15 protein-coding genes are annotated in these 18,733 nt (G+C 72.2%); 7 read left to right on the top strand and 8 right to left on the bottom strand.

What is annotated here, in order from left to right:
• Window positions 1-513: 513 nt before the first annotated feature.
• Genes K313_RS21425 through K313_RS0115965 form a run of 3 tightly spaced genes read left to right on the top strand, consistent with a single transcriptional unit; the run spans window position 514 to window position 2,561 of the window.
• Complete coding sequence (locus K313_RS21425) at window positions 514-813, top strand: TfoX/Sxy family DNA transformation protein (protein ID WP_169516855.1); 300 nt, start codon at window positions 514-516, stop codon at window positions 811-813.
• Window positions 814-851: 38 nt separating this feature from the next.
• On the top strand, window positions 852-1,673 hold the full coding sequence (locus tag K313_RS0115970; protein ID WP_051274178.1) for a hydroxymethylpyrimidine/phosphomethylpyrimidine kinase: 822 nt from the start codon (window positions 852-854) through the stop codon (window positions 1,671-1,673).
• Window positions 1,674-1,706: 33 nt separating this feature from the next.
• Complete coding sequence (locus K313_RS0115965) at window positions 1,707-2,561, top strand: thermonuclease family protein (RefSeq protein ID WP_156911428.1); 855 nt, start codon at window positions 1,707-1,709, stop codon at window positions 2,559-2,561.
• A 52-nt stretch (window positions 2,562-2,613) separates the two neighbouring features.
• Here the strand turns inward: K313_RS0115965 and K313_RS21420 are convergent, their stop codons facing one another.
• The 3 genes from K313_RS21420 to K313_RS0115950 form a co-directional block, all read right to left on the bottom strand.
• Window positions 2,614-3,201 (bottom strand): riboflavin synthase, encoded by a 588-nt coding sequence (locus tag K313_RS21420; RefSeq protein ID WP_034253686.1) that lies wholly within the window; start codon window positions 3,199-3,201, stop codon window positions 2,614-2,616.
• Between the two features lie 105 nt (window positions 3,202-3,306).
• A complete protein-coding gene (locus tag K313_RS0115955; protein ID WP_051274177.1) occupies window positions 3,307-4,260 on the bottom strand; it encodes a carbohydrate kinase family protein in 954 nt (317 codons plus the stop codon).
• A 29-nt stretch (window positions 4,261-4,289) separates the two neighbouring features.
• On the bottom strand, window positions 4,290-4,949 hold the full coding sequence (locus K313_RS0115950) for a nucleoside/nucleotide kinase family protein (RefSeq protein ID WP_084412932.1): 660 nt from the start codon (window positions 4,947-4,949) through the stop codon (window positions 4,290-4,292).
• Window positions 4,950-5,000: 51 nt separating this feature from the next.
• Between K313_RS0115950 and K313_RS0115945 the strand changes: the two genes are divergently transcribed.
• Together K313_RS0115945 and K313_RS0115940 are read left to right on the top strand one after the other, a co-directional pair.
• On the top strand, window positions 5,001-5,846 hold the full coding sequence (locus K313_RS0115945) for an SMP-30/gluconolactonase/LRE family protein (protein WP_029212456.1): 846 nt from the start codon (window positions 5,001-5,003) through the stop codon (window positions 5,844-5,846).
• A 1-nt stretch (window position 5,847) separates the two neighbouring features.
• Complete coding sequence (locus K313_RS0115940) at window positions 5,848-7,113, top strand: cation:proton antiporter (protein WP_029212455.1); 1,266 nt, start codon at window positions 5,848-5,850, stop codon at window positions 7,111-7,113.
• A 180-nt stretch (window positions 7,114-7,293) separates the two neighbouring features.
• Here the strand turns inward: K313_RS0115940 and K313_RS0115935 are convergent, their stop codons facing one another.
• Window positions 7,294-8,685 carry an NAD(P)/FAD-dependent oxidoreductase gene (locus K313_RS0115935; protein ID WP_029212454.1) on the bottom strand — a complete coding sequence of 464 codons (1,392 nt, stop codon included), beginning with the start codon at window positions 8,683-8,685 and terminating at the stop codon, window positions 7,294-7,296.
• A gap of 77 nt (window positions 8,686-8,762) precedes the next feature.
• On the bottom strand, window positions 8,763-10,505 hold the full coding sequence (gene argS, locus K313_RS0115930; protein ID WP_029212453.1) for an arginine--tRNA ligase: 1,743 nt from the start codon (window positions 10,503-10,505) through the stop codon (window positions 8,763-8,765).
• 132 nt (window positions 10,506-10,637) lie between these two features.
• Between argS and K313_RS0115925 the strand changes: the two genes are divergently transcribed.
• Window positions 10,638-12,926, top strand: a complete 2,289-nt coding sequence (locus K313_RS0115925) for a 6-phosphofructokinase (RefSeq protein ID WP_029212452.1) — start codon at window positions 10,638-10,640, stop codon at window positions 12,924-12,926.
• A 157-nt stretch (window positions 12,927-13,083) separates the two neighbouring features.
• Complete coding sequence (locus K313_RS0115920) at window positions 13,084-14,130, top strand: DUF2382 domain-containing protein (protein WP_029212451.1); 1,047 nt, start codon at window positions 13,084-13,086, stop codon at window positions 14,128-14,130.
• A gap of 246 nt (window positions 14,131-14,376) precedes the next feature.
• Here the strand turns inward: K313_RS0115920 and K313_RS0115915 are convergent, their stop codons facing one another.
• From K313_RS0115915 to K313_RS0115905, 3 genes are all read right to left on the bottom strand, one after another.
• Window positions 14,377-16,173, bottom strand: coding sequence for a vWA domain-containing protein (locus tag K313_RS0115915; protein WP_029212450.1), 1,797 nt, complete (start codon window positions 16,171-16,173; stop codon window positions 14,377-14,379).
• 186 nt (window positions 16,174-16,359) lie between these two features.
• Window positions 16,360-17,118 (bottom strand): CPBP family intramembrane glutamic endopeptidase, encoded by a 759-nt coding sequence (locus tag K313_RS0115910; RefSeq protein ID WP_029212449.1) that lies wholly within the window; start codon window positions 17,116-17,118, stop codon window positions 16,360-16,362.
• Window positions 17,119-17,158: 40 nt separating this feature from the next.
• Window positions 17,159-18,712, bottom strand: coding sequence for a peptide MFS transporter (locus K313_RS0115905; RefSeq protein ID WP_029212448.1), 1,554 nt, complete (start codon window positions 18,710-18,712; stop codon window positions 17,159-17,161).
• Window positions 18,713-18,733: the final 21 nt, after the last annotated feature.

The following is an 18,733-nucleotide window of genomic DNA, read 5'->3' as shown; positions in this document are numbered from 1 at the left end:
GAACACGGTGCGTAGTATTCGCGCCGCGAATGTCCGCAAATGCACCGTCCCGGGCGATTCGTTCTCTGACGCTGACGCCGCCGGCTCGGGGGCGGGGCACGGGGAGGTGTCGTCGGCTGCCGTCCGACGCGTCCTCGGGCCTCCCGCCATTGGTCACCCCTGGTGTTGTGGATCGTTCCAAAGGGGCGGCGAGGCGTCACTGGTGACCAATGGCCGGGCGGCGGGGCGTCACTGGTGACCAATGGCCGGGCGGCGGGGCGTCACTGGTGACCAATGGCCGGGCGGCGAGGCGTCACTGGTGACCAATGGCGAGGGTGGGGCGTCACTGGTGACCAATGGCCGGGCGGCGAGGCGTCACTGGTGACCAACGGCCGGGTGACAGCTCCGGATGGGCGCGGCGACCCGGCGATAGGTCACGGAGAGTGATACTTTAGTTACGACGTCAGTCGCATCCGTGCAGGTCAAAGATGCGGGCTGTGACTGCTGAGAGTAATCACGTGGACGATGGGGGACATGGTGAGCGGGAGCCGAACGCGCGTGGAGGCGCTGCCCAACATCGGTCCCAAGCTGGCCGCGGCGCTGCGGGCCGTGGGGGTCGTCGACGCCGAGACCCTGCGGGAGCGGGGGTCGGAGGCCGTGTGGCGTGACATGCGCGAGCAGGGCCTGTTCGACGACGCCACGTCCCTGCAGGCTCTCGAGGGTGCGGTGCGCGGGATGCGCTGGCACGACCTCGACCGAGGGCTGCGCGCCCGGCTGGTCGAGATCGCGGGCGACCCGGAGCACGAGAACGGCTTCGAGGCCGACGCGAGCTGAGCTCCCGCACCGGCGCCGGTCGGTGAGAAACTGTGGGCATGACCACACCTAACGCTGTCGCCGCGGCCGAGGCCGCTCCCATCGCGCTGACCATCGCCGGGTCCGAGGCGACCGGCGGCGCTGGAGCCCAGGCCGACCTCAAGACCTTCCAGGCGCTCGGCACCTTCGGCATCGCTGCCCTCACGTGCATCGTGTCCTTCGACCCCAAGGCCGACTGGGGGCACCGGTTCGTGCCGGTGGACCCGGGCGTGATCGCCGACCAGCTGGAGGCCGAGCTGGCGGCATACGACATCGACACCATCAAGGTGGGCATGCTGGGCACGCCGGCCACGATCGAGACCGTCGCCGGCGTCCTGCGCGAGGCGCGGCCCCGCAACCTGGTCCTCGACCCGGTGCTCATCTGCAAGGGGCAGGAGCCCGGCGCGGCGCTCGACACCGACACCGCGCTCAAGGAGCAGGTGCTGCCGCTGGCGACCTTCGTGACGCCCAACCACTTCGAGTCGATGGCCCTGTCCGGGATGGACTCCATCGAGAGCGAGGACGACCTCGTCGCCGCCGCCCGCGCCATCCACGAGCGCTCCGGCGCCGTCGTCCTCGCCAAGGGCGGCGTCCGGCTCACGGGGCCCGACGCCATCGACGTGTTCTACGACGGCACCACTCTCGAGGTGCTGAGGGCGCCCAAGATCGGCGACCTGGCCGTCAGCGGCGCCGGCTGCACCCTCGCCGCCGCCGTCACCGCCGAGCTGGCCAAGGGCGCGTCGCCCCTCGACGCCGCCCGCACCGCAAAGGAGTTCGTCCGTCAGGCGATCCTGCACCGGATGCCGTCGCGGGCGCCGTTCGAGGCCGTCCGCCAGGTCTGACCCCGTCCCCGACCCGCACCATGGAGGGACCAGATGACCAGGCCCGGCCGCCGACGTCGATGGGGCCTGCGGGTCCTCGCGGTCCTCGCAGGCGTAGGCCTGGCGTCGGCGACGGCATACGGCCTGGTCAGCGGAGGGATCACCAGTTCACCGGACGGTGAGCGGTTGCGGGTGGTGGGCGCCCAGAGCGGAGACGTCCTCGACGTGACGACGATGCGCAACCGGCGGTTGGTGCGCCTCGCCGGGGTCGAGGCACCCCGCCGGGCGTCTGATGGTGGGGTCCAGTGCCTGGCGGACGAGGCCCACGAGGCGCTCGAGCAGCTGGCGCCCACGGGGTCACCGGTCACGCTGCGGCACGCGCCGGGCACCCGTGGGTGGATCCTCGACGGACGTGGTGCGCCCCGCCAGGGCGAGGACGGGGCGGAGGTCAGCAGCGTCTACGACCACCAGGACCGGCTGATCGCGGTCGAGCTCGCCCGCCGCGGGCTGGTCGTGCCGGACGCCGACGACCAGCGCGACGCCGAGGCGCTCGCCCAGGGGTTCGACCACGCGCGGTCGGAGGGTGCGGGCTTCTACGACGAGGACCTCGCGTGCACGGTGCCCGGCCAGGTCCGCGCCCGGATCGCGGGTCTGCAGCAGGCGCTCGGCCCGCGCCAGCGATGGGCGGACGAGGGGCCGGCACCCGCTCCTGCCCGGGTCGACGCCGCGCTCGCGTCCGCGACCGAGCTGTGGCGGCACCTCAGCGCCGTGGGTCCGCACCGGGATGCGCCGGAGTGGCGGGCGCTGTCGTCCAACGACACGGCCCTGCTGCGGATGCGCCTCGAGGCGGCCATCGTGGGGGCTCAGGCCGTGCGGTTCAACGCGTCGACGCTGGCCGAGGAGGGCTAGCGGCTGTTGGCGAGCGGGGAGTGGCGAGCGGCGCGTAGGTAGCGGCGAGCGGCTAGCGGGTCATGAGGCGCTCGACGTACTTGGCGATCACGTCCACCTCGAGGTTGACGAGGTCCCCGACCTGCTTGCGGCCCAGGGTGGTCAGCTCGAGCGTCGTCGGGATCAGCGACACCGCGAAGGTCGCGTCGTCCACCGCGCTCACCGTGAGGGAGATGCCGTCGACCGTGATCGACCCCTTCTCGACGACATAGCGCGACAGCTCCGGCGGCAGCGAGAAGGTCACGACCTCCCAGCGGTCCCCGGGCTCGCGGCGCACGATCGTGGCCGCCCCGTCGACGTGACCCTGCACCACGTGCCCCCCGAACCTGCCCCCGGCGGGCATCGCGCGCTCGAGGTTGACGGGCGAACCCGCCTGCAGCGCACCGAGGCTCGAGCGGTCGAGGGTCTCACGCATCACGTCCACGCTGAAGGTCGCCTCGTCGTGCGCCACCACGGTCAGGCACACCCCGTTGACCGCGATCGAGGCGCCGTGCGTCGCGTCGCTCACGACCAGGGGGCCGCGCACCGTCAGGACGGCGCTGTCCGCGCCGAGCTCGACGGACTCCACGGAGCCGAGCTCCTCCACGATGCCGGTGAACATGGCTGCTCCTTCGTTGGTCGGGACGTCCTCCCCAACCTACCGGCGGCGGTCACATCGACCGGCCGTCGTTCCCCAGGCTGATGATCCCGCCGCCGGCAGGTCTGCTCAGGGGCGTGGTCCCAGCGCTGTCGGGATGTCGGCGAGCCAGCCTCGGGACGACGCGTGCGACACCCGGACCGCTGCCACCCGGCAGGCCGGCCCGACCGCGCCGGGCAGCGCCTGCCCCTGCGCCAGCGCCGCCACCAGCGCCCCGTGGAACGCGTCCCCCGCCCCGAGGGAGTCGGCGGCCGTGACCGCGGGCGGCGTCACCGCACCATCGCTCCCTCCTCGCGCGGACCGCCAGCGCACGTCTCGTGGCCCGTCGGTGACCAGCGCGGTGCCGCAGCCCGCCTCGAGCAGGTGGTCCAGGGTGTCGGACGGGTCCAGTCCCAGCTGACGGCCGTATGCCGAGGAGGCCGCCGCCACGTCCACCAGCCGCAGCCAGCCCTCGACGTGGGCCTTGACGCTGCCCGCGTCCAGCACCGTCGTCACGCGTCCGGCCCGGGCCAGGTGCAACGCGGCCTCGCCGGCCACCGGGTGGTGCCCGTCGACGAGCACGCCTGCGGCGCGGGCGATCTCGTCGCGCGCCTCGTCGGAGAGGTTCCACGTGGAACTCTGCGCGCCCGGCGAGACGACCGTCCGCTCCCCGTCGGCGTGGACGACGCAGGTGGCCACCGGAAGCGCCCAGGCGCCACCGTCCCGACCGGCGACCCCGCCCCGGGCCGGACCACGAGCCGGACCACGCGCCGCACCGCCCGCCCCACCATGACCCGGCGCCACCAGGTCGACGAGGCGCACCCCGCACGCCGTGAGGTCCGCCCGCACCACGTCGGCTGCCACGCCTCTCCCGACCGCGCTGATCAGGGTCACAGCACCAGGGGGCAGCAACGCCGCTGCCGTCACCGCGGCGTTGGCCGCCGGACCCCCGGCCACGAGCTCGACCGCGTCCGAGCGGGACTTGCCGCCCAGGACGACCGGCTCGCTGACGCGTTGCACGACGTCGAGCGTCGTCAGCCCCACGCAGACGACGCGTGGACCCGCCCCACCACTCACTCGAGCACCACGACCACGTCCGCCCGCTCGCGCGTCGCCGCGACCAGCCGCGCGTTGGCGGCGTCCACGCCCTCCGTCCCGCGGGTCAGCGCCGCGTCGCGGGTCCGACCGAACTGCACGTGCCGGTGGACGAGCCGCTCGACGCGCAGCCGCTCCGGCACGTCGACGAACCACACCTCGTCGCAGAGCGCGTGCACGGCGGTCCACGGATCCTCTTGCAGCAGCAGGTAGTTGCCCTCCGTCACGACCAACGGGCAGTCCGGCGGGACCAGCACGGCGCCCGCGACCGCGTCCTCCACCGAGCGGCGGAACTCCGGCGCCCACACCGCGACCGGGGGCTCCGCGACCAGGCGACGCAGCAGTGCGACATACCCCTCGGCGTCGAAGGTCCACGGTGCGCCCTTGTCAGCGACGTCGCCGCGGGCCTCGAGCACGCTGTGCGCGAGGTGGAAGCCGTCCATCCCCACCACCACGGCGCCCGGCACGGCCTGCGCCACCAGCTCCGCGAGCGTCGACTTGCCGGCGGCCGGGGCCCCGGTGATGCCGAGGACCCGGCGCCCGGGCCGCGCCGCGAGCTCCCGCGCCCGCGCGACGGCGGCCTCCGCAGCCAGCTCGTGCCCCTCGCCAGCCGTGCTGTCAGCGATCTGGTCAACCATCTCGCCAGCGTAGGACCCGCAGCCCGCACGCGCTCGCCTAGGGTGAGGCCCATGCGCGCCGACCCCGTGACCGATCCCATCTGCTACCACGCCGAGGGGCCGGTCTGGTGGCCCTCGTGGGGGCTGCGGTGGGTGGACATGCTCGCCGGCGACGTCATGACCCTGCGGCCCGACGGTGAGCCCACCCGCACCCACGTCGGCACCGTCGTCGCCTGCCTGCGCCCGCGCGAGGGCGGTGGCGCGGTCCTGGCGCTCGAGCGGGCCGTCGCCAGCACCCGGCGCGACGACCTGACCGAGCTCACGGTCGGCCCGACCTTCGTGCCCGACGGCATCCGGCTCAACGAGGGCGGCTGCGACCCGGACGGCCGGTTCTGGGTCGGGTCGATGGCCTACGACCAGCAGCCCGACGCCGCCACCCTCTACGTCATGGACGAGGAGCTGTCCGCGCACGTGGCCCTCGACCCCGTCACCGTCTCCAACGGCATCGTCTGGAGCCCGGACGGCGCGACCGGCTACTACGCCGACACCGCCACCCACCAGGTCATCTCCTTCCCGTATGACGGGACCGCCGCCATCGAGGCCCCCCGCACGCTCGTGGACCTCGGTCCGGACGGTAGCCCCGACGGGCTCACCGTCGACGCCGAGGGTGGGGTCTGGATGGCGATGAACGGCGCCGGCGAGGTGCGCCGCTACACCCCGCAGGGACGGCTCGACGAGGTCGTGCAGGTCCCCGCCCGGCAGGTCACCGCCTGCACCTTCGGCGGCGACGACCTCGGCACCCTCTACATCACCACCTCCAGAGAGGGCCTCGACGATGGCGACGACCCCCTGGCCGGCGGGGTGTGCGCCATACGGCCTGGTGTGTCCGGCCTGCCCGCGCTGACCTGGCGCGGCTGAGGTGGTCACCGGGGTCGTCTATCTCGTCGCGGGGATCGGCCTGCTGCTCGGCGCCTTCCTGCCGAGGCTCCTGCGCGAGCGTGCCATCTCCGCCCCGATGGTGGTGCTGTTCGTCGGCATCGCCGTCGGCTGGTTCCTGCCCGGCGACGAGCCGATCGCGCCCGTCTTCCAGCAGACCATCACCCAGCACGTCGCCGAGGTCTGCGTCCTCGTCTCCCTCATGGGCGTCGGCCTGGCGATCGACCGGCCGTTCGCGTGGCGCGCGTGGCGACCCACGTGGCGGCTGCTCGGGATCGCCATGCCGCTGTGCATCGCGGCGGTCGCCCTGCTCGGCTGGTGGGCGCTCGCCCTGTCGCCGGCCGCCGCGATCCTGCTCGGGGCGGTGCTGGCGCCGACCGATCCCGTGCTCGCCTCGGACGTGCAGGTCGCCGGGCCCAGCGTGAGCGGCGAGGAGGAGAGCCCTGAGGAGGAGGACGACGAGGTGCGCTTCGCCCTCACGTCCGAGGCCGGTCTCAACGACGCCCTGGCCTTCCCGTTCGTGTGGCTGGCGCTGTATCTCGCCACGTCGGGGCCGATCTCCGAGTGGGGCTGGCACTGGCTCGGCATGGAGCTGGTCGGCAAGATCGTGATCGGCGCGCTCGTCGGGCTGGTGGGTGGCTGGGCCTTCGGCAAGGTGGTGTTCCGCGCGCAGTGGGACAACCTGCGCCTCGCGGACGTCGGTGAGCCGATGCTCGGGCTGGCGCTGGTCGCCACCGTCTACGGACTGGCCGAGGTCCTGCACGGCTACGGCTTCCTCGCCGTGTTCGTCTGCGCGGTGACGCTGCGGGCCGCCGAGCGCGGCCACGAGTACCACGGCCGGCTCCACGACGCCATCGAGCACGTCGAGTCCGTGCTGACGCTGCTGATCCTCCTGCTCCTCGGCGCCTCCCTGTCGTCGGGGCAGCTGTCGGCGCTGAGCTGGCAGGGCATGCTCGTCGGCGTCGCCCTCGTGCTCGTCATCCGCCCCCTGTGCGGCTGGGTCTCGCTGATCGGCACCAAGCAGCTGGGCTCGCGCGAGAAGGTCGTGACCGCGATGTTCGGCGTCCGCGGCATCGGCTCCGTGTTCTACATGGCCTTCGCGACGGCTCAGCACGAGTGGCCGGAGCAGAAGACGCTGTGGGCGACGGTGACCTTTGCGATCGTGGTGAGCGTGATGGTGCACGGCGTGCTGGCGACCCCCGCCATGAAGCACCTCGAGGAGCGCCGCGGCGCCGAGCGCCCCGTCTGACCACGGTCCTCCGTCCGCGACCCCCGCACAGGAACGGGTGGGTTCGACCACCGATGACGGTGGCGGAGTCCACCCGTTGCGCCCGGCGGGGCCCGGCGGAGCCGCCGCAGACAGATCGACCGGCCTCCGTCACACCCGCCTGGGGGACGAAGGCCGGTCGATGCCTCGGCCGGGGGCGGGTCAGCGGGTGCGGCGGTCGGCGGCCTCGGGGTCGTAGGGCTGCTCGAGGGGCAGGCGAACGCCGCCGATCGTCGGCTGGAACTGGCTGCCGAGCTGGCTCACCGCGAGGCGTCCGACGAGCTGCTGTCGCGTGGTCGTGCGCTCGGCGCGCCCGGTCGACAGGAACGCGATGGCCCAGTGCATCAGCGTCGTCACCCGGTGCTTGAAGCCCACGATGTTGATGAGGTGCACGAACAGCCAGGCCAGCCACGCCGGGAAGCCCGTCAGCTTGATCTTGCCGATGCTCGCGATGGCGCCGAACTTGCTGATCACGGCCATCGACCCGCGGTCCTTGTACTGGAACGGCGAGGTGTCGCGAGCGCCGGCCAGGTCGGAGGCGACCGCGCGGGCGGCGTGCTGACCACCCTGGATCGCGACCTGCGCGACGCCGGGCAGCTTGTCGAGGCTCATCATGTCGCCGACGACGAAGATCTCGGGGTGCCCGGGCAGCGTCAGGTCGGGGTTGACCGAGATGCGGCCGGCCCGGTCCACCTCGGCGCCGGTCTGCTTGCCGAGGGTGGCTCCGAGGGGGCTGGCCTGGACGCCGGCGGCCCACACCTTGCAGACGGCGCCGATGCGCTCGGTCGAGCCGTCCTTGCGCTTGTAGGTCACGGACTCCGAGTTCACGTCGGTGACCAGGGCGTCGAGGATGACCTCCACGCCGATGCGCTCGAGCTCGGCCTTGGCGCGGCTGGACAGCTTGTCGCCGAACGCCCCGAGGACGGCAGGGGCCCCGTCGATGAGGATCACGCGGGCCTGCGTGGAGTCGATGGAGCGGAAGTTGCCCTTGAGGGTGTTGGTCGCGAGATCCTTGATCTGCCCGGCCATCTCGACGCCGGTGGGTCCGGCCCCGACGACCACGAAGGTCATCAGCCGCTCGCGCTCGGCCGGGTCCTCGGACAGCTCGGCGACCTCGAAGGCGCCGAAGATGCGGGCGCGCAGCTCGAGGGCGTCGTCGATGGTCTTCATCCCGGGGGCGTAGACCGCGAAGTGGTCGTTGCCGAAGTAGGACTGGCCGGCGCCGGCGGCCACGATCAGGTAGTCGTAGTGCAGGGTCGTCTCGTGCTGCAGCGCCTCGGCCGTCACCGTGCGGGCGTCGACGTCGATGCTGGTGACCTCGCTCATGATGACCTTGGCGTTGCGCTGGCCCTTGAGCACCTCGCGCGTGCTGGGAGCGATCTCGCCAGGGCTGAGGATGCCGGTCGCGACCTGGTAAAGCAGGGGCTGGAACAGGTGGTAGACGGTCTTGCCGACGATCGTCACGTCGACGTCGGCGTCCTTGAGCTCCTGGGCGGCGAAGAGCCCGCCGAATCCGGATCCGATGATCACCACGTGGGGGCGCTTGTGAGCCATGGCACACAGGCTAACCTCACCCGACCCCCTGCGGGGGACTGGGCCGTATGCCGAGAGCCCGCCCCACGTGGGGTCGGTCACATGCGCTCGGGAGCCTCCACGCCGAGCAGGTCCAGGCCCTGCACGAGGGTGCGGAGCGTGAGGGCGCACAGCGTCAGGCGCGACGCCCGGGTCTGCTCGTCGTCCGCCTTGAGCACCGGGCACGCCTCGTAGAACGAGGAGAAGGTCTGGGCCAGCTCGAAGAGGTAGGTGCACAGGCGGTGCGGCTCGTAGATCGCGCCGACCTGCGCCAGGACGCCGTCGAGGTCGAGGAGCTTGAGGGCCAGCTCGCGCTCGGCGGGCTCGGTGACGAGCACGGGGGCGTCCTGCGCCTCGGGGTCCACGCCGGCGCTGCGCAGGATGGACCGCAGCCGGGCCGTGGCGTACTGCAGGTAGGGGCCGGTGTTGCCGGTGAGCGCGAGCATCCGGTCGAGGTCGAAGACGTAGTCCGAGTCGTGGGCCACCGACAGGTCGGCATACTTCACGCCCCCGATGCCGACCATGCGCGCGATGTCGGCGCGCTCCTGCTCGGGGAGCTCGGGGCGCGCCTCGTCGATGTAGGCGCGGGCGTGCTGCACGGCCTCGTCGAGGAGGTACATGAGGCGCAGGGGGGCGCCGGACCGGGTCTTGAGGATCTTGCGGTCCTCGCCGAGGACCGAGCCGATCTTGACGTGCTCGACCTGCACCTCGGCGGGGTCCTTCGGCAGGTAGCCCGCCTGCCGCGCGGTCTCGTAGACCATCTGCAGGTGCAGGCTCTGGGTCACGCCCACGACATACAGGATCCGGTCGGCGTGCAGGTCCTCCACGCGGTGCTTGACCGTCGCCAGGTCGGTGGTGCCGTAGCCGTAGCCGCCGTCGGACTTGCGGATGAACAGCGGGACGGGCTTGTCCTCGCGGCCGGTGAAGCCGGGGAGGAAGACGACGAGCGCGCCGTCGTCCATGGTCGCGATGCCCTTGGCCTCGAGGTCGGCGCAGATGCCGGGGAGGTCCTCGTTGTACGACGACTCGCCGGCCAGGTCGGCGTCGGTGAGGGTCACGCCGAGGGTGGAGTAGACCCTGTTGAAGTAGACCTTGGACAGGTCGTAGAGCTTGCCCCAGAGCCGCAGCGTCTCGGGGTCGCCGGCCTGCAGCCGGACGACCCGGGCACGGGCGCGCGTCGCGAAGTCCTCGGACCCGTCGAACTTCGCGCGGGCTGCCTGGTAGAACGCGTTGGGGTCGGTCTCGACGACGTGCGCCTCGGAGGAGTCCTCGCCGACCTCGAGGAGGTGCTCGACCAGCATCCCGAAGGGGGTGCCCCAGTCGCCGACGTGGTTCTGCCGGATGACGGTGTGGCCGAGGTGCTCGAGGGTGCGGGCGAGCGAGTCGCCGATGATCGTCGTGCGCAGGTGGCCGACGTGCATCTCCTTGGCCACGTTGGGCGCGGAGTAGTCGATGGGGATGATCTCGGCCGGCTGGGTGGCCACGCCGAGCCGCGGGTCCGCCTGGGCGGCCTGCACCTGCTGGGCGATCCACGTGTCGCTGAAGGTCACGTTGATGAAGCCCGGTCCGCTGACCTCGGCGGACGCGATGAGGTCGCCCGTCTCGAGGTGCTCCACGATGGCGTCGGCGACGTCGCGCGGCTTGCGACCGAGCCGCTTGGCCAGGGCCATGGCGGCGTTGACCTGCACGTCGGCGAACTGGCTGGGTCGCACCACCGGGTCCGCCCCTCGCACGTCCTCGCCGAACGCGGCGACGAGGGCGGACTGCACGGCCGGGGCCAGGGCGTCGATCGGGGCAACCATGGGACCCAGGTTAGTGGGCCTCACCAGCCCGGACGAACCCGTATCAACCCCCCTCGGGGCGCGGCGCCCGGGCGGACACGGTTGGATGGGGACGAGGAACGCTCGCCTGTCCTGACCGACCCGGAGGAAGTCATGCCGACCGTGCCCGATCCCGACGCCGCCCCCACCTCGCGGATCGCCGTCCTGACGAGCGGCGGTGACGCGCAGGGCATGAACGCCGCGGTGCGCGGCGCCGTGCGCACCGCCATCCACCTCGGGGCGGAGGTGTTCGCGATCTACGAGGGCTACCAGGGCATGGTCGACGGCGGCGAGGGCATCCGTCAGGTCGGCTGGGACGACGTGGGCAACGTCCTGCACCGCGGCGGCACCATGATCGGGACCTACCGCAGCAAGGACTTCCGCGAGCGCTCGGGCCGGCTGCGCGCCGCCGCCAACCTGCTCGAGCGCGGGATCGACCGGCTGATCGTGATCGGCGGGGACGGGTCGCTGAGCGGCCTGGACCTGTTCCGCCAGGAGTGGCCAGGGCTGCTCGCCGAGCTCGTCGAGACGGGGCGGGTCGAGCAGGCGCTCGCCGACGCCCACCCGGCCCTGATGATCGCGGGCCTCGTCGGGTCCATCGACAACGACCTCGTCGGCACCGACATGACCATCGGCGCCGACAGCGCCCTGCACCGGATCGTGGACGCGATCGACGCCATCGCCAGCACGGCGGCCAGCCACCAGCGCAGCTTCGTGGTCGAGGTGATGGGCCGGCACTGCGGCTACCTCACGCTGATGAGCGCCATCGCGGGCGGCTGCGACTACGCCCTCATCCCCGAGAACCCGCCCGCCGACGGCTGGGAGGACCGCATGTGCGCCGAGCTGCGGCGCGGGCGCGCGGCCGGTCGCCGGGACTCGATCGTCGTGGTGGCCGAGGGCGCCCAGGACCGCGAGGGCAACCCCATCACGGCGGCGTACGTGCGCGACACGATCGAGCAACGCCTCGACGAGGACACCCGCGTGACGATCCTCGGGCACGTCCAGCGGGGTGGCCGGCCCAGCGCCTTCGACCGGTGGGCCTCGACCTGGCTGGGCTACGCGGCGGCCGAGGAGGTCCTGGCGGCGACCCCGGGGTCGGTGGCCCACGTGGTCGGCATACGGGGCAACCGCATCGCCAAGGTCCCCCTCATGGAGGCCGTCGAGCGCACCCGGGAGGTCCCGGCGGCAATCGCCGGTGGCGACTATGCGGAGGCGATGCGGCTGCGGGGAGGGTCGTTCACCGAGATGACCCAGGTCTTCACCGAGATGTCGGAGCCGCCGGTCCCCGCCCTGGCCGAGGGCGAGTCGCCCCGACGCGTCGCGATCCTGCACGCCGGCGGGCTCGCCCCCGGCATGAACACCGCCGCCCGCGCCGCCGTGCGCCTCGGGATCGACCGCGGGCACACGATGCTCGGCGTGCGCGGCGGCTTCCCCGGCCTGCGCGACGGCCAGGTTGAGGAGCTGACCTGGGGCGACGTGGAGGGATGGACCTCCATCGGGGGTGCCGAGCTGGGGATCCGCCGCACGGTCCCCGAGATCGAGGACCTCTATGCCATCGGTCGCAGCCTGGAGGCCGCCCGCGTGGACGCGCTGCTGGTCGTCGGCGGCTGGAACGGCTACCAGGCGGCGCACCGCCTGTGGGAGGAGCGAGACCGCTACCCGGCCTTCCGCATCCCGGTGGTGTGCGTGCCCGCCTCGATCGACAACAACCTGCCGGGGTCCGAGCTGGCCGTCGGCACCGACACCGCGCTCAACGCGATCGTCGAGGCCGTCGACCGGATCAAGCAGTCCGCCTCGGCGCGACGACGCTGCTTCGTGGTCGAGACGATGGGGCGCTACTGCGGCTACCTCGCGCTGATGAGCGGGCTGGCGAGCGGTGCCGAGCGCGTCTACCTGCACGAGGAGGGCATCACCCTGGACGACCTGCAGGACGACGTTCACCGCCTGCGCTCCTCCTTCGACGCCGGACGCCGCCTCTACCTCGCCATCCGCAACGAGCGCGCGAGCGAGCAGTACACGACGGACTTCCTCGCCCGTCTCCTCGACCAGGAGGGGCAGGAGAGGTATGACGTGCGCCAGGCGGTCCTCGGGCACCTGCAGCAGGGCGGCGACCCCTCGCCGTTCGACCGGGTGCTGGCGACGCGGCTCGTGGCGCACGCGGTCGACCTGCTCACCGAGCAGCTCGCGGGAGGGGGTCGCGAGGCGCAGCTGGTGGGGCTGGTGGAGGGCCGGGTGCGGGCCACGCCGATGTCCCGGATGCTCGAGCTGATGGACATGCAGCACCGTCGGCCCAAGGACCAGTGGTGGCTCGACCTGCGGCCCGTCGTCTGCGCGGTGTCCGAGCCCGAGCTGCCCGTCGCGCCGCCCGCCCCGACTCGCGCACAGCCTCGAGCAGGGCTCTGACCTGCGCAGACGTCGCGGTGTGACCATATCGAGATTTTTTTGGGCTCGGGGGTTTGCCGTCCGACGGGCGTGGGCAAGTTACGAGCAGCGAGGCACCGTCGCCCACGGCGACGATGTCTTCCATCAACTGGTAACCAACGAAAGGCGGAACCCCAGCATGTTCTCCAACGAGCACATCGAGCAGGTCCTCAACGGCCACGTCGTCGACAACAACGGCGACAAGATCGGCAAGGTCGGCGACGTCTACAACGACGACCGCACCGGCAACCCGTCCTGGGTGACCGTCAACACCGGCCTGTTCGGCACGTCCAACACCTTCATCCCGCTCGACGACGCGCAGGTCGATGGCGACACCATCCGCGTGCCGTTCTCCAAGGACAAGGTCAAGGACGCCCCCCGCGTCGACGCCGACCGTCACCTGGACGCCGACGAGGAGCGCGAGCTCTACCGCTACTACGGTCGCGACTACGACGAGGGCTACGCCGCTGCCGGCACCCGCGGTGGCGACCACGGCGCCGACGGTGACGCCGACGCGACCGCCGGCCGCAACGACCACGGCGCCGATGGCACCGCTGGTGTCGCCGGTGTGGGTCGCCGCAACGACCACGGCGCCGACGGCGACGCCGACGCGACCGCCGGCCGCAACGACCACGGTGCTGACGGCGACGCCGACGCCACCGCGGGCCGTCCCCTGGCCGACCGCGACCGCACCCGCGGCGACAACACGATGACCCGCTCCGAGGAGGAGCTGCAGGTCGGCACCCGCGAGCGCGAGGCCGGTCGTGTCCGTCTGCGCAAGCACGTCCGCACCGAGAAGGAGACCGTCACGGTCCCCGTCACCCACGAGGAGGTCCGCGTCGAGCGCACCCCCATCCGCGACGGTGAGGGTGGCCGCATCGGTGGCGACGAGACCGCCGAGGTCCGTCTCCGCGAGGACGAGGTCGTCGTCGACAAGGACGTCGTGGCCAAGGAGCAGATCTCCCTGGGCAAGGAGAAGGTGACCGAGCAGCAGCGCGTCACCGAGGACGTCCGCAAGGAGGAGATCGAGGTCGAGCGCGAGGGTGGCGTTCGTGACGGTGTCCGCGACGGCGGTCGTGGCGGGGTCGGCAACGACCGCGACCACGACAACGACGGCAAGGTCGGCCTCGGCGACAAGATCAAGGACAAGCTGGACCGCGACAACGACGGCAAGGTCGGTCGCTGATCAGCTGACCTGACGCGTCGGACCTCAGCGTCCGGCACCAGGTAGCCACGGCCAAGGCCCGGTCCCCCACGCGGGGGCCGGGCCTTCGCCATGCCCGACGCCCGGGGCGTGGGGGCGGCGTGATGTGAGCTGGGGGCTCACTCCGTGTCGTCCGGAGGGGTCGTGGAGGGGTGTGGGCGGCGCGTTGTGAGCTGGGGGCTCAGTCCGGGTCGTCTGGAGGGGCCGTCTGGGCGGGTGAGGGCTGGGTCAGAGCGAGAAGAGGGCGAGGTTGACGGCGGCCTTCATCTCGGCGGGGCTGCTGACCTGGGCCGCGCGGCCGCCGGTGGCGCTCGCGATCGCCTGCAGGGCTCCCATGTCCGCCTCGGCGCCGTAGCCCAGGCAGATGATGCGGACGGGCCGCTTGGGGTCCTTCACCTCGTTGAGGTAGGCGAGGAGCTGGCCGAGCGTGTCGGGGCTGGTGGTGTCGCGGTTGGCGCCGTCGGACAGGACCACGAGCTGGTTGACGTAGCCGGGGTCGTACTCGCCGAGGGTGTAGGCGTAGGCCTCGCGGACGGCCTGGTAGAGCGGTGTCCCGCCCTTGATGGTGACGGTGCTCATGGCGTCGACCACGGCGTCGCTGTGCCGGCGGCCACCGTCCACGCTCTCGTTGACGGCCAGGTCTGTGGCGCGCTCGATCAGTGGCGTCCCGAGCTCGTTGGAGGTGTGGAAGAACCACACGCCGGAGCGGGCGCGGGGCGACGCGGTCTGGTAGACGTTGCCGACCAGGCCCCGGACGAGGTCGATGCGGCTCGTCGCCCCGCCCGCGAAGTGCTGGTTCATCGATCCTGAGGCGTCGACCAGCACCATCGACGAGATGCGGGAGTGCATGCCGCGCCAGGCCTGCACGGTCTGCTGCAGCACGGGGAGCGGCACGGGGGCGGGCTCGAGGGGGGCAGCGGCATACGCGACGCCGGCCGGGTGGTCGGTGGGTACGGCGCCGTCGGGCCCACGCAGTCCGGCGGCGCGCAGGGCGGTGAGGCCGTTCGCGGAGGTCAGGTAGGCCCGGAACCCTCGCGCCGACGCCGCGCCGGGAGCATCCTCGTCGCTGGCACCGACCCCGAGCAGGGACAGCGGGACGGACGCGGCGCCGCCGGCGAGTGGTACGGCGGCCAGCGGCACAGCTGGGTCGGTGGCGTTGTGCGCAGCGACGGCCCGCTCGGTCGTGACGTAGGCCGAGGCCTGGGCGGTCACCTCGGACAACGTGGCGTCGCGGTCGGGGAGCACGTCACCGTCGTCGCTCGCGAGCGAGGTCACGCGGTGCTCGACCTTGATCACGGCCAGGTCCTTGTCGCTCGGCTGGGCATAGTCCGGTGCCTTGGCCAGCGGGACCCCGTTGGCGAGCGTGATCATGGCGCCGTAGCCGATGGCGGCCGTCGGGCTGGTGGTCGGGTCCGCCATCCGGAGCGAGAAGGACGACCACTCCGGGTGGCCGGTCTGCGCCCAGGTCGACCGTCCCAGCATCCAGGCCCGCCAGGCGTCGGGGGTGAGCGGTCGCGTGGGCCAGCCCCAGGAGGCGGTGTCGGCCATCGGGGAGGGCATCGCCAGGACGACGGGGGTGCTGGCCACGACCTGCGGGGCGGTGCGCCGGACCGTGGCGGGCAGGGCCGCGACGTCCGCCTCCGACCGGGCGAGCCACAACGCCGCCCGGCCACCGCCGAGCAGTCCGGGGAGCGTGGACGGCCCCGCCACCGCCGTGACGGTGATCGGGGCGCAGGACGAGCCCGAGGCCGCGCGGTAGCCCTCGGCGACCTGGGCGAGCGCGTCCGTCAGGTCGGGCGAGGCATAGATGGGGGCGGCGTCGTCGCAGGCGGGGACGGTGCTCTGCCGCGTCCCCGCGGGTCCCTGGACGCCGGCGGATCCACCGGATCCGCCCTCGGGGCCGGTGCGCCCCTGCACCGCCACGACCCCGGCGCCGCCGAGCGCGGCGAGGGCGATGACCGCCGCAGCGATGTTGCCCACGCGGTCGCTCGAGCTGCCGCGGTGACGACCGTAGGTCTGCGACACGGGGGCACCTCCCAGAGACTGCCGGCGGGTCGGTCGAGCTGCTGGACCGATCAATTGGCGCGAATCGTGACACAGGGGCCCATCGCATGCTGCGTTGTGTAGCCATTCAAGTGCATTCAGGTGATATGTCGCCACGGCTGCGTCGGCTACCGGCGCGTATCGTGAGACGGCCCGGACGGCCCCCGCTCAGAGCCAGCCGAGGTGCCCCTTGGCGAGCGTGTAGCCGACGAAGGCCACGACGTCGAGCAGCGTGTGCGCGACCACCAGCGGCATCACGCGTCGGCGCCGTTGGTAGTAGGCGCCGAAGATCAGCCCCATCACCGCGTTGCCGAGGAACGCCCCGAAGCCCTGGTAGAGGTGATAGCTCCCGCGCAGGAGGGCGGACAGGACCAGCGCCAGGCGGTCCGGCATACCGACCTGTCGCAGGCGCCCGAGGAGGTAGGCCACGACGACGACCTCCTCGAGCACGGAGTTCTGCAGCGCCGCCAGCACGAGGACCGGGATCGTCCACCAGGTCGAGGTGAGGTCGGCCGCGACCACCTCGGTGGTGATCCCGAGGTGGCGGCCGAGGAGATACAGACCCAGGCCCGGTATGCCGATCCCCGCCGCCAGGAGGGCGCCGTGCGCGGCGTCGCGGCCCGGCTCACGCCGGTCCCACCCGATGCGCGGGTCGGCGGGTGGGCGGCGGTGCCGCAGCAGGAAGATCGCCATCGCGGGGGCGACCACGCCGAGGGCGATCCCGGTCAGCTGGTAGGCGAGGTCGAGCCAGGGGCGGTCGGGGGTGACCGACTGGTTGAGGGTAGAGGTCTGCTGGTTGAGGGCGACCTCGCGGGTCGTCCGCTCGATGATCCGCAGGATCGAGTAGATCGCGGAGGAGCCCAGGGACAGACCGAGCAGCAGGAGCACCTCGACCAGGTGCTCCTGCCGCTCGGTCAGTCTGCGCATGGGCGGCACTCTAGCGAGCGCCGCTGCGGGTGGGGCGCCGTCAGTGCGCCCGGGCTGCGCGCGCCGCGTCGGAGGCCTCGCGCCGCATGTCCTCGACGTCCTTCATCTTGCGCTGCGTCCACGGCACGAGCGCGAACAGGATGACCGCGCAGGCCAGCGTCATGCCGCCGAGGGTGAAGTAGAAGGCCGCGTCGGACAGGCCGGCCATCCCCTTGATGAGCAGCGCGGCGATGCCCTGGCCGACGGCCGAGGTCAGCAGCCAGAGCGCCATGGCCTGGCTGGCGAAGGCCTTGGGGGCCAGCATCGTCGTGGCCGACAGACCGACCGGGGACAGGAACAGCTCGGCGACCGTCTGCATGACGAAGACGAGACCGAGGAAGTAGAACGGTGCCAGCGCGGAGCCGCCGGTCCAGGTGCCGAAGGCCCAGCCCATCACCATGGCGGACAGGCCGATGAGGGCGACCGACAGCGCGAACTTGGCCGGCGTCTGCGGGAAGCGGCCGGCGCGACGGGTGAAGAACCAGCCCACGATCGGGGCGAGGATGACGATCGCGAAGGGGTTGATCGACTGGTACCACGCCGGGTTGACGGTGAGGCCGCCGACCTCGAGCTGGGTGTTGTTCTTGGCGAAGCTCGCCATCTTGACGGCGGCCTGCTCGAAGATCATGAAGAACAGCGCCCCGCCGACCCACAGCGGGATGTAGGCCGCGAGGTGGCTGCGCTCGGTCGCGTCGACCTTGGGGCTGCGGAACATCATCACGAAGTAGCCGACGGCCGCGATGATCGACAGCGCCGCGACGGTGTCGACGATGGCAGCGGTGGTCGCGCCGCCCTCGAGGGCGTTGAACAGGAGGTACAGCACCGCGGTGCCCACCACCACGGCGACGGCGACGCCGCCGACGCGGGCGCCGTCCTTGCCGGTCAGGGGGTTGGGGACGGTGGAGCCGATGCCGTGCAGGGCCTTCTTGCCGGCGATGAAGGACAGGATCGCGAAGCCCATGCCGACGGCCGCGGCGGAGAAGCCGACGTGGTAGCCCCAGCGGCCCTGCAGGAAGCCGACGATGAGGGGGGACAGGAAGGCGCCGATGTTGATCGACATGTAGAAGATCTGGAAGCCGCCGTCGCGGCGGGGGTCGTCGCGGTCGTAGAGCTCACCGACCATGGTCGACAGGTTGGGCTTGATGAACCCGGTGCCGATGGCGACCAGGCAGATGCCGAGCCACGCGGTGGCGACGGTCGGCAGGGCCAGGCAGATGTGGCCGACCATGATGATGATGCCGCCGTAGAGCGTGGACCGCCAGGCGCCCAGCAGCCGGTCCGCGGCGAGCCCGCCGGGGATGGCCAGCAGGTAGACGGCGGCGCCGTAGGTCGCGACGATCGCCTCACCGGTCGACTTCTCCATCCCCAGGCCGCCCTCGCCGACTGTGGCGATGATGAAGTACAGGAGGATGGCCTTCATCCCGTAGTACGAGAACCGCTCCCAGAACTCGACCTGGAACAGCCAGGCCAGGCCCTTCGGGTGCCCGACGAACCCTCGGTCGTCCCTCGACGAGGGTCTGGTCGGTGCTGGGGTGGTCTCGTCGATCGTGGCCATGAGTCGTGGCCTTCCTCTCTG

This window comes from Arsenicicoccus bolidensis DSM 15745 (genome assembly GCF_000426385.1).
GTDB classification, from domain to species: Bacteria; Actinomycetota; Actinomycetes; order Actinomycetales; family Dermatophilaceae; genus Arsenicicoccus; species Arsenicicoccus bolidensis.
The sequence above is the reverse complement of the archived record's forward strand: the minus strand, read 5'-3'. Positions and strand labels throughout refer to the sequence as shown.